Here is an 11102-nt window from a genome sequence, read left to right as displayed (position 1 = left end):
CGCCTGCCGCGTTCGTCCGGACCTTCACCCCGTACCGGGGCCTGACGCTGCCCAACCCGCAAAGCTCCGCGCCACACCCCGTTGCCCAACCCGACCAAACTCAAACCCGCAGGCGCGCTCACGCTGGATGGGAGGTGGGGAAACGTCACATGAATGAGATTGGCGTGGTAGGGGGCGCTCGCTTAGGAGTGTGAATTCTGCTTCGACGCCCAACAATTTGTAATCAATGATGAGAGTGCTTCCGGCGGGATCATCTTCATCATGGCTCGTCGCTGCGACAAGGAGCAGCGGACCGTCGACATCTTCCTCGATTTTCCAAGGGAATGCCCGCCCGACGCTAAGACTGCTCTCCAGAAATCACGATGAACCGCGCCGGGTTTGCCGGAGGCTGATTGTCTTTAGTTACGCGGCTATGGTTTCAGTTTCCAGAGCTGCGTAGAAGTTGGCCTCGGCTTCAGCGGGCGGGATGTTCCCGATCGGCTCGAGGAGACGGCGGTTGTTGAACCAGTCGACCCATTCCAGCGTGGCATATTCGACGGCCTCGAAGCTGCGCCAGGGGCCGCGTCGGTGGATGACCTCAGCCTTGAAAAGGCCGTTGATCGTCTCGGCCAGGGCGTTGTCGTAACTGTCACCGACGCTGCCGACCGAGGGCTCGATGCCGGCCTCGGCCAGCCGTTCGGTGTATTTGATGGACAGATATTAACTGCCCCGATCACTATGGTGAACCAACCCCATGCCCTTGACCGGGCGGCGTTCGTGGACAGCCTGTTCGAGGGCATCCAGGACAAACCCGGCTTGAGGGGAGGCGCTGACGCGCCAGCCGACGATCCTGCGGGCATAGGCGTCGATGACGAAGGCGACATAGACGAAGCCCTTCCAGGTGGCGACATAGGTGAAGTCGCTGACCCACAGCATGTTGGGCGCTGGCACCCGGAACTGGCGGTTGACCTTGTCCAGCGGACATCCGAACACCCCGTGCAGGAACCAGCGATGAGATCCGGTTGCCTGGTCCTCGCCGTCGCCCTGGCGGAAGATCCAGTAGCGGGCCCCGGCCTCGTCCTCGATGCGGAAGTAGTCGCGCACGGCTTGGGCCTCGGCGTCGCGCTTCCACCACTCGCCGAAGATGCGTTCCGGCCCGTCGGCGCATTGCACATGGCGCCGCACCCCGCGCCAGAGGATCCAGCGGGGCGGGTGGTCTGGCAGCAGCGCCATGGTCTCGATCGGCTCGGGTCGCGGCAGCAGGCGCGCGGGGCGCGGCCAATGGTCGGGCCAGGCGTCCAGGCCGGGGGTGGCCGTATCCGCCAGCGGCGGGATGCGGATGGTGGCGCGTTCCGGCACGTCGCTGGCCACCGCGGCGAAGCGGAAGACCGACCGGGCCCCTAGTCGGTTTGACAGCGTGTCGATCAGGCCGGAGAGATCGGGCGCCGCCTCTTCCAGAAGCGAGGTGGCCGCCTGTCGCGGCACCAGCGGCTCGGCGATGGTGGCGGTCAGGGTCATGATCTCGATGCCCAGCCTTGGATCAAGGGTGACGATCCGGTCGCAGAGCAGCCGGGTCAGCCGGGCAGGGTCGCGCTGCGGCACGGCGAGGCCCACGCGCAGGACCTCGGTGCGGCTATCGATCCGCGAACAGAGCAGGTCCAGCCGCCGCGCGCCGAGCCCCTTGGCGGCCAGCTCCGAGCAGAGCTGTCCCACCAGCTTGCCGATATAGCGGGCGATGGTCTCGGGTGCGGCAATGGGTTCGGCGAAGGCACGGCGGATCTCGATCAGCCCCTTCGGGCGCAGGGGCGCAATCGGCTCGGATGCCAGCCCCCGTGCCTGATCCAGACGCCGGCAGAGTTCTGCGCCGAAGCGGCGTGTGAGCGGCGCACGGGGCTGATCCATCAGATCGCCAATGGTCTCGAAGCCGAGATCCCGTAGACCGGCCGCGGTGGCAGCAGGCAGGCGCAGAGCCTCCAGGGGCAGCGGCGCCAGCGCGGCGTCCGAGCCGCCGGGCGGCACGATGGCGACGCCGTCCGACCCGTAGCGTGCCAGCGCATGGGCCGCGCCCCAGCTGTCGGCCAGAGAAAGCCGCGCGGTGATGCCGGAAAGCGCCAGCTTGCCTGCCAGCAACTCCAGCATCGCGGCCTCGCCGCCGTGCAGGTGATCGGCGCCGGTCGAGTCGATGACGATCCCGTCGGGCGGATCGGCCGAGACGATGGGCGCGACCCGCTGCAGCAGCCACAGCGCCAGCCGCTCCAGCGCGGCGGCATCTGCTGCCGCGTCGTCCGCCTCTATGCGCAGATCCGGCACCAGCGCCTGCGCCCGGGCGACCGTCATGCCCACCCGCAGGCCCAGATCGAGTGCGGCGGGGCAGGCGGCGGTGACCACCCGCCGGTTTCGGCCGTTCTCGAGGTGGCTTCACGACCAAGATCCACCTCCTCGTCAATGCACACGGGCTTCCCATGAGGACAGAGATCACGCCAGGCCAGACGTCGGACTATCTCGGCTTCAATCTGGTGATGGCGGATAATCTGCCCCGCCCGAGCGTGCTGCTCGCGGATCGCGGCTACGATGCAGACAAGATCAGGGAAGGCATGGAGGCGCGAAACGTCCTGCCCGTGATACCGATGCGAAGCCCCGCAAGAAGCGAATTGGTGTCGATCGCTCGCTGTATCGCCTGCGTAATCTGGTCGAACGCTGCTTCAACAAGCTCAAGACCGCCAAGCACGTCGCGACCCGCTACGACAAGACGGCGGAAAGCTTACTCGGCTTCATTGACATCACGTCGATCCGTCTCTGGATCCGCCATTTGTCAACATGACCTAGTTGAGCGAGGCTGCCGCCTTGGCCCAAATGCCGGGAATGGCCGCATGCTGATCAGGGTACCGCGCTCTGACACGTGGTGAGGGATGGGCTGAGTGCCAGACCCTTAGGTCTCGCATGGCCAGCATGTTAGCAGCACGCGCGGCCTTCTTACCGACAAGGACCACGCTTTGAAGGCGGGGCAAGAGGTTCAACAACGCCTCCAAACGTAGCAGTCCAAGTCGCCACTCCTCAGGCGTCACCCTTATGCTGTCATTCCACCAAGGTATCGCATTCCAGATGAGGGTCTCATTTCGCATGATCGGAATTTGCTGCATGAACGTGAACGTGGCTGCAGCGCTCTCGTCATCGTTGTCGCGGGAGATGAAACCGGAACCGGCGCGACCTGGCCGATCGGCGTCTGTCATGGGGCCAGGCTTCTCCAAAAGAAAGAGGATGCGGGCATCCACGCCGCCGTCCATCGGATCGAAGTCTGGAACGGACCCGCGGCCTTCGGCTCTGAGGCCTGCCACCATGTCATTCAGCGGCACCATGTGGGGGCTGTCGCGCAGCATCTTGCGATAGGTGAGCTGGCGGATATCGCGCAAGCCGCGCGGCACATCAGGGGCAGTGAGGCCGTCTGCCGGAATGATGATAAGCTCATCCTCCACATCGTAAACGAATTTGCTTTTGCGCGGCATTGCGAGTGTCAATCTCCATGGCGATCAGCTTACCACGCCTGTTTTGGTAGGCCGCAATATCTTCGTACAGGCTAAGGGTTTTTTGCAGTTTCTCGCTAGGCGGAACTCGCACGGGAGATCGCACAGACATACCCCAAGCCAAAAGCCTGTTGTTGATTATGATAGCGTTGCATGCGATGATGACAGCCTATGCGGAGGTACCATGGCCAGCATCACAATTAGAAACCTTCAGGATGACGTCAAGCGACGGCTGCGCATCAGGGCTGCTGAGCATGGTCGCTCCATGGAGGAGGAAGCCCGCGAAATCCTGCGCGAAGTCGTGGGGGAAGCGAAGCCGAATCATAACCTGGCCGCAGCTATTCGAGCCCGTGTTGCGCCTCTTGGAGGGGTTACCTTGGACCTGCCGCCGCGAGAGCCCATGAGAGACCCGCCAGCGTTTGATCAGGCGTGAGCATGATCATCGTTGATACGAACGTGGTCTCCGAGCTGTTGCGCCCTGAGCCTGAGCCGCGCGTTGAGCGGTGGCTTTCTCAGCAAGACGGCCAGAATGTTTATCTGACAGCAATTTCCGAAGCCGAGCTTCGTCACGGCTTGGCCATCATGCCTGCGGGGAAACGGCGCACCGCCCTGATGGATGCCGTTGATCATATCCTTCGTGAGGATATGGCGGGCCGCATTCTGCCCTTCGACAGTGCCGCCGCGCAATCTTATGCAGTCATCGCAGCGGGACGGCGTGCTGCCGGTCGCCCGATCATGCAGGCCGACTGCCAGATCGCCGCAATCGCGCATGCCCACGGCGCACCTGTTGCAACCCGGAACACGCCCGACTTCGAGGGTTGTGGCATAGATCTGATCAATCCCTGGAATGCTGAATGAACGCCGTTGAAATTGAACAGGCCATCTCCGAACTGGCAGAGCAACCTTTCGACCCCGCCGAATTCCCTTATGCCTTCCTGATGGCCTTCGGGAACAAGGACACGACGATCAAGCGGCTTCGCAGCGGCGGGACCAACAAGTCTGATTTTGCTGGCCCGTGGGGTGGCGTTCTCCAGACGAACAACATCCACCTGGCAGCTTGCGCGCCTGGCGCTGTCGCCGAAGCGCTGGCCGAGCTCAGGGCCAATCCTCTGACGGCCCGCGCCAAGGCCAAGTTCATCCTTGCCACTGATGGCATCGACTTGGAGGCAGAAGACATCACCAGCGGCGAGACGATCGCCTGCCGTTATGTCGATTTCCCGGACCATTTCGGTTTCTTCCTGCCGCTTGCTGGCATTTCCACGGTCAAGCAAATCCGGGAGAGCGCGTTCGATATCCGCGCCACCAGCCGCCTGAACCGTCTCTATGTCGAGCTGATCAAGGACAACCCCGATTGGGGCAGCTCGGGCCGCCGCGATGACATGAACCATTTCATGGCGCGGCTGATCTTCTGCTTCTTTGCCGAGGACACCGACATCTTCGCCACTGAGCGGCTGTTTACAACGACGGTTGATCGGATGTCGGATCGGGACGGTGCCAACACGCATGAGGTCATCGGCGAGATCTTCCGCGCGATGAACACGCCCATCGCGAAACGAGCCGAGGCCAAGCTGCCGCGGTGGGCCGATGCTTTCCCCTATGTGAACGGAGGGCTCTTCTCGGGCAGCACTGATGTGCCGCGCTTCTCGAAGATCGCGCAGCGCTATCTGTCCCATATCGGCGGCCTCGACTGGACGCAGATCAACCCGGACATCTTCGGTTCGATGATCCAGGCCGTCGCGGACGAGGAGGAACGCTCGGTCCTGGGCATGCACTATACCAGCGTGCCAAACATCCTGAAGGTTCTGAACCCGCTGTTCCTGGACGATCTGCGGGCAGAACTGGAGGCGGCGGGCGACAACGCCCGCAAGCTGGCCAACCTGCGTGCGCGCATGGCCAGGATCCGGATCTTTGATCCGGCCTGCGGGTCGGGCAATTTTCTGGTCATCGCCTACAAGGAGATGCGGGCCATCGAGGCCGAGATCAACCGGCGCCGCGGAGAGGCGGACCGCCGCACCGACATTCCCCTGACCAATTATCGCGGGATCGAGCTGCGCAGCTTCTCGGCCGAGATCGCGCGGCTGGCGCTGATCATCGCGGAGTACCAGTGCGACGTGACCCATCGAGGGCAAAAGGAAGCGCTGGCCGAGTTCCTGCCGCTGGACGCGCAGAACTGGATCACCTGCGGTAATGCCCTGCGGCTGGACTGGCTGTCGGTCTGCCCGCCCACGGGGACGGGGGTGAAGTTTCAGGCCGATGACCTGTTCATGTCGCCGCTGGATCAGGCGCAGATCGACTTCGCGAATGAGGGGGGCGAGACCTACATCTGCGGGAACCCGCCCTACCTGGGATCAACATGGCAAAGCGCAGAACAAAAAGAGGACTTGCAGCGCATATTCGGTGGGCGCACGTCAAGCTGGAAGTCGCTCGATTATGTGGCAGGGTGGTTCATGAAGGCCGCCGATTATGGGCTGCATACGCCCACCGTGTCGGCCTTTGTGTCCACCAACTCGATTTGCCAAGGCCAGCAGGTGCCGATCCTTTGGCCGCTGATTTTCAAGACGGGACACGAGATTGCCTTTGCTCAGACTAGCTTCAAATGGGCTAACTTGGCCAGTCATAATGCAGGCGTTACAGTAGCAATCATAGCAATTTCCAATCAAACAACGACTATTCGAAAAATCTTTTCTCTCGCTGATGATGGTGGGTTAGTCGCAAAGGAAACGGACAATATCAATGCTTATTTAGTGGCTGCGCCGAATGTCGTGATCAACAAAGCCACCAAGCCAACGAATGACGCCGCAGAAATGAGCTTTGGCAACAAGCCTGTGGATGGTGGTAATTTGCTCCTAAGTGCGGATGAAGTAAGCGCCCTTGGCCTGACTCCCGAGCAACATCAGAAATTCATTCGCCGGATTTACGGTTCTGCCGAGTTTATTAGAGGTCTGGAGCGTTATTGCCTGTGGATTGAGAACAACCATCTGCAAGAAGCGATGAGTATTGAGCCAATTCGCGCACGCATCGAGGGCGTGCGAGTTATGCGTCTAAATAGCACAAAACAGTCGACAGTTGATTCCGCAAAAACGCCTCACAAATTTGGAGAATTGCGTCAATCTGGCTCAGAAACCGTAATCGTCGTCCCCAGTGTGTCATCGGAAAGCCGTGAATACTTGCCTTGCGGGTATTCAGAACCTGGAACAATCGTCTCCAATCTTGCCTTCGCCTTCTACAACGCCCCGATCTGGAACATGGCGCTGATCGCATCGCGTCTGCATCTGGTCTGGATCGCCACGGTCTGCGGCAAGCTGGAAACCCGATACCGTTATTCCAACACCCTAGGCTGGAACACCTTCCCCGTCCCGAAACTGACCGAAAAGAACCGCGCCGACCTGACAGCGGCGGCGGAGGGCATCCTTCTGGCCCGCGAGGCGCATTTCCCCGCCACCATCGCCGACCTTTACGACCCGGAAAAGATGCCCGCCAACCTGCGCGCCGCCCATGACCATAACGACGAGGTTCTGGAGCGCATCTATATCGGCCGCCGCTTCCGCAATGACACCGAACGGCTGGAAAAGCTGTTCGAGATGTACACGAAGATGACCACGAAGGTCAGCGCCTGATGTTCAGCCGCATCGCCTATGCCCAGCTGAACTCGCGCCAGAAGGAAAACTACAATTTCCAGAAGATCGCGGCGCGGCTGGCCGATTACGGCTTCAACAGCATCCGCCTGACGGATGACTGGCAGGGGGCGGACTTCATCGCCGTGCATATCGACGGCGAGACCTTCTTGAAGGTCCAGCTCAAGGGCCGGCTGGTCATCGACCGGAAATATCATGGCAGGGGCATCCACATTGCGTTTCTGCACGGTGATGAGCTGTACCTCTATGACCACGACGCGCTGGTCAGCTTCATGGAGACGAATGCCAAGATCGGCGCGGACAGTGTCTCGTGGCATCAGCACGGTTTCCGCCATTGGCCCAGCCCCCCGGCCTGGGCCACCACCTATTTGAGCCAGTTCAGGATTTCGCAATGACCAAGGCCGTCCCGTCCGTTTCCGTCACCTATGCCGCCAATGGCAGCTCGACCAAGGCGAACGAGCTTGGGATGCGGGCCATGCAGGAACGCGCCTATGACAGGCGGGGCGAGCAGTATCTGCTGATCAAGTCGCCCCCAGCCTCGGGCAAGTCGCGGGCGCTGATGTTCATCGCGCTGGACAAGCTGCACAACCAGGGCCTGCGCCAGGCCATTGTGGTGGTGCCGGAGAAATCGATCGGCTCCAGCTTCAACGACGAGCCGCTGAGCCAGCATGGGTTCTGGGCCGACTGGACCGTCAAGCCGCAATGGAACCTGTGCAATGCGCCCGGCGGAGATGACGGCAAGGTGGGAGCAGTGGGCAAGTTCCTGGCCAGTGAGGACCAGGTGCTCGTCTGCACCCATGCCACCTTCCGCTTTGCCGTGGACAGGTTCGGGGTCGAGGCGTTCGATGATCGCCTGATCGCGGTGGACGAGTTTCACCACGTCTCGGCCAATCCCGACAACAAGCTGGGCACGCATCTGGGCGCGCTGGTGGCCCGCGACAAGGTGCATCTGGTCGCCATGACCGGGTCCTATTTCCGCGGTGACGCCGAGGCGGTCCTGTCACCTGAGGATGAAGCGCGGTTCGATACCGTCACCTATACCTATTACGAGCAGTTGAACGGTTATCAGCATCTGAAAACGCTGGATATCGGCTACTTCTTCTACTCGGGCTCCTATGCCGATGACATCCTCAAGGTGCTGGACCCGAACGAGAAGACGATCCTGCACATTCCGAACGTGAACTCCCGCGAAAGCACCAAGGACAAGCACCGCGAGGTCGAGCATATCATCGATGCCTTGGGCGACTGGCAGGGGACCGATCGGGACACGGGATTTCAACTGGTCAGAACACCGGACGGGCGGATGCTGCGGATTGCTGATCTGGTGGATGACGAGCCGGCCAAGCGCGACAGAGTTTCGGCTGCCCTGAAAGACCCCACGCAAAAGAACAACCGCGACCATGTCGATATCATCGTGGCTTTGGGCATGGCCAAGGAGGGCTTTGACTGGATCTGGTGCGAACATGCGCTGACGGTCGGCTACCGCGCCAGCCTGACGGAGATCGTGCAGATCATCGGTCGCGCCACACGCGATGCCGAAGGCAAGACCCGCGCCCGGTTCACGAACCTGATTGCCGAACCTGACGCCGCAGAGGCGGCCGTCACCGAGGCGGTGAACGACACGCTGAAGGCCATTGCCGCCAGTCTGCTGATGGAGCAGGTTCTGGCGCCCCGGTTCAATTTCACGCCTAAGAGCCCAAAGAGCGGTCCGGTCGAAGGCTTTGATTACGGCGCAGAGGGTTATGATCCTGCCAAGGAAAATGTAGGCTTCAACGAGGCCAGCGGCCAGTTCCAGATCGAGATCAAAGGGCTGTCTGAGCCAAAGAGCAAGGAAGCAAAGCGCATCTGCCAAGAAGATCTCAATGAGGTCATCACGGCATTCGTGCAGGATAAGACAACGATCGAACGGGGCCTCTTTGATGAGGAGATGGTGCCCGAAGAGCTGACCCAAGTCCGCATGGGCAAGATCGTCGGCGCGAGATTTCCCGAGCTGGATCCAGAAGACCAGGAGGCGGTGCGCCAGCATGCCGTGGCTGCCTTGAACCTGACCCAGAAGGCCAAGGAAATCGCACTGACAGACAGTGCCGGTGAAACCACCTCGGGTAATACCGCTCTGATCGACGGTGTCCGGAAATTTGCGATGGATGTGCGCGAGCTGGACATTGACCTGATCGATCGGATCAATCCCTTCGGGGAGGCCTACGCGATCCTCGCCAAAACCATGAGCGAGGCAAGCCTCAGAGAGATCGCAGCAGTCATCGCAGCCAAGAAGATCCAACTGTCTCCGGACGAGGCGCGCGACCTGGTCCGAAGGGCTGTAAAATTCAAGCAGGAGCGGGGACGTGTGCCGTCCCTGACTGCAACTGATCCATGGGAAAAGAAGATGGCTGAAGGCGTAGCCTTTCTGGCACGCATGAAGCAGGAGGCTGCCAATGGCTAAGACATTCACCGACGAAGACGACGCATTGCTGGCCGAGCTCGGCATCGAGATCGAGACCAGGAAGCATGTCGCTCGTACGCCACGCGAAGAGCGGATCATTGCTGGATTTGAGGAAATCCAGCACTTCGTCACAAAGCATGGGCGCTTGCCGCAGCATGGGGAGGATCGGGATGTTTTTGAGCGTCTCTATGCTGTCCGGCTGGAGCGCATCCGCGACCAGACTGAGTGCCGTGAGCTGGTCGCGCCGCTGGACAGACAGGGACTTCTGTCCGGGGTATATCGGGAAGCCATCGGGCCTGATCTGGACAGCTTGGACGATGATGCCCTTCTGGCAGAGCTGGGCGTGGAGGTCGTCGCCCCGGCGATTACAGAGCTGACCCATGTGCGCTCAACCGCCGAGAAGAAGGCCGCCGACGAAATCGCGGCGCGGGAAAAGTGCGATGATTTCGCGGCCTTCAAGCCACTGTTCGAGCAGGTTCAGAAGGAGCTGAACAGTGGACTGCGCGAGACCCGTCCCTTTGAGATGAAGGCCGAGATCGAGAAGGGCCGCTTTTTCATCGTCAATGGGCAGAAAGCCTATGTGGCCGACAAGGGCGAGACGATCACCAACGACCAAGGGCGCACTGATGCCCGGCTGCGGGTGATCTTCGACAACGGCACCGAGAGCAATATGCTCATGCGATCCCTGCAGCGCGCCCTGAACAAGGACGAGGCCGGGCGGCGTATTACCGAGCCTTCAGCAGGCCCGCTTTTCTCTGACCAGACGATGGATGGCGATGAAGCCAGCGGGACCATCTACGTCCTGCGCAGCAAGTCTGAGCATCCGCTGGTGGCCGCAAACCGAGAGCTGATCCACAAGATCGGCGTCACAAACCTGAGCGTCGAAAAGCGGATCGCCGGGGCCCATCTGCAGCCAACGTTCCTAATGGCCAATGTCGAGGTTGTGGCGACCTATGAGCTCTACAACATCAACCGTACCAAACTGGAAAATCTGATCCATCGGATATTTGAGCCTGCACGGCTGGATATCGAGATCATGGATCGCTTTGGCCGACCTGTGACACCGCGAGAATGGTTCCTAGTGCCGATATACGCGATTAGAGATGCTGTTGAGAAAATCAAGGAGGGTACTATTTCAGGCTTTGTCTATGACCCAAAGCAAGCTCAGCTAAGGGCGCATAACAGCAAGATGTCATGACTACACTCGCCTCGCCCTCGACGTTGCGGCATCCCACTTTGAGTCTCTAGCGGCGCAGGTCCGCACGACCGCACCCATCTGGAAGGAAAGCCGTTCCGAGGGCGCGTCGCTGTATTTTCTGGATCCAGATGGGCACAAGCTGGAGCTTCATGTCGGCTCGTTAGCTTCCCGCCTTCAGCATTACCGGGACCACCTCTTAAGTGGGCGAACCGTCATAGATTGATGCTCATCATGCAGGGCGTTGTTGCAGAAAGGCGGCTTGAGGCGTGACTTCCCCTTTCCCCTTTAGGTTCAGGCGACGCGGGCGACCTCGGCTGTGCCGAGGGCGT

Annotated in this window: 8 protein-coding genes and 2 pseudogenes; 7 read left to right on the top strand and 3 right to left on the bottom strand. The window is 60.8% G+C overall.

Translation table 11 applies throughout. From position 1 onward, the window contains the following. Nucleotides 1–402 precede the first annotated feature (402 nt). Nucleotides 403–963 (bottom strand): annotated as a pseudogene (locus AC2SGK_RS17560) (IS3 family transposase); the annotation flags it as partial. 1137 nt (nucleotides 964–2100) lie between these two features. Beyond that, nucleotides 2101–2322, bottom strand: a pseudogene (locus AC2SGK_RS17555) (Y-family DNA polymerase); the annotation flags it as partial. Between the two features lie 119 nt (nucleotides 2323–2441). Between AC2SGK_RS17555 and AC2SGK_RS17550 the strand changes: the two are divergent. Next, on the top strand, nucleotides 2442–2885 hold the full coding sequence (locus AC2SGK_RS17550; protein ID WP_488324697.1) for a transposase: 444 nt from the start codon (nucleotides 2442–2444) through the stop codon (nucleotides 2883–2885). On the opposite strand, the gene AC2SGK_RS17545 is transcribed toward AC2SGK_RS17550, so the two are convergent. After that, nucleotides 2802–3482, bottom strand: a complete 681-nt coding sequence (locus AC2SGK_RS17545) for a uracil-DNA glycosylase (protein WP_488324696.1) — start codon at nucleotides 3480–3482, stop codon at nucleotides 2802–2804. The genes AC2SGK_RS17550 and AC2SGK_RS17545 overlap by 84 nt on opposite strands. A 202-nt stretch (nucleotides 3483–3684) precedes the next feature. Here AC2SGK_RS17545 and AC2SGK_RS17540 point away from each other — a divergent pair, with 202 nt between their 5' ends. Genes AC2SGK_RS17540 through AC2SGK_RS17515 form a run of 6 tightly spaced genes read left to right on the top strand, consistent with a single transcriptional unit; the run spans nucleotide 3685 to nucleotide 10773 of the window. Next, nucleotides 3685–3933, top strand: coding sequence for a FitA-like ribbon-helix-helix domain-containing protein (locus AC2SGK_RS17540; RefSeq protein WP_127899921.1), 249 nt, complete (start codon nucleotides 3685–3687; stop codon nucleotides 3931–3933). 2 nt (nucleotides 3934–3935) lie between these two features. Next, entirely contained in the window at nucleotides 3936–4358 is a 423-nt protein-coding gene (locus AC2SGK_RS17535) for a PIN domain-containing protein (protein WP_488324695.1), read from the top strand. Next, complete coding sequence (locus tag AC2SGK_RS17530; protein WP_488324694.1) at nucleotides 4355–7117, top strand: class I SAM-dependent DNA methyltransferase; 2763 nt, start codon at nucleotides 4355–4357, stop codon at nucleotides 7115–7117. Before AC2SGK_RS17535 ends, AC2SGK_RS17530 begins: the two co-directional genes overlap by 4 nt. Further along, a complete protein-coding gene (locus AC2SGK_RS17525) occupies nucleotides 7117–7530 on the top strand; it encodes a hypothetical protein (RefSeq protein WP_488324693.1) in 414 nt (137 codons plus the stop codon). Before AC2SGK_RS17530 ends, AC2SGK_RS17525 begins: the two co-directional genes overlap by 1 nt. After that, nucleotides 7527–9575, top strand: a complete 2049-nt coding sequence (locus AC2SGK_RS17520) for a DEAD/DEAH box helicase (protein ID WP_488324692.1) — start codon at nucleotides 7527–7529, stop codon at nucleotides 9573–9575. Before AC2SGK_RS17525 ends, AC2SGK_RS17520 begins: the two co-directional genes overlap by 4 nt. Beyond that, the gene (locus AC2SGK_RS17515; protein WP_488324691.1) at nucleotides 9568–10773 is read left to right on the top strand and encodes a GIY-YIG nuclease family protein; all 1206 of its coding nucleotides are present in this window, start codon (nucleotides 9568–9570) and stop codon (nucleotides 10771–10773) included. The genes AC2SGK_RS17520 and AC2SGK_RS17515 overlap by 8 nt, the downstream gene beginning before the upstream one ends. The last annotated feature ends 329 nt before the right edge of the window (nucleotides 10774–11102 follow it).

The organism is Paracoccus sp. NIOT.M2S5SZ12 (assembly GCF_057748165.1).
Note: the sequence above shows the minus strand (reverse complement) of the source record. Positions and strands in the feature narration are given on the sequence as shown.